Consider the following 358-nt stretch of genomic DNA (forward strand, 5'->3'; position numbering starts at 1 on the left):
GATTAAACTGCCATCGGCTGGATTGGCTACTGTTGGAGTTGCTGTTACTATCTGTCCATAGGTAATCGAAAACGGACTTGCAGCTGTGTTGCTATTGCCTGCAGCATCCTGTGCTATATTGGCCGAAACATTTATCGTTACTGCACCATTTGCTGTTGGCGTGGCATTAAAAGTGTAAGTAGTTCCGCTACCTGAAAACCCACTGATGGTGGCATTTCCTGGTGTAATATCTCCTGCTACAAATCCTGTTACGGTCTCCGAAAAAGTAACTGTAAATGGAATTGGAGAAGTGCTGGTTGATCCGCCGGATGCACCCGCAGTGCTCGTAATCACAACGGAAGGACGCTGCGAGTCAACT

Annotated in this window: 1 protein-coding gene; it reads right to left on the reverse strand. The window is 47.2% G+C overall.

Annotation, left to right across the window (positions count from 1 at the left end; translation table 11 throughout):
- Nucleotides 1–358 (reverse strand): Ig-like domain-containing protein (locus tag IM793_RS24720; protein WP_193426183.1); only part of this gene is annotated, 358 nt, incomplete at both ends.

Origin of the sequence: Pedobacter sp. MR2016-19 (genome assembly GCF_014947265.1) — a bacterium.
Lineage (GTDB): Bacteria > Bacteroidota > Bacteroidia > Sphingobacteriales > Sphingobacteriaceae > Pedobacter.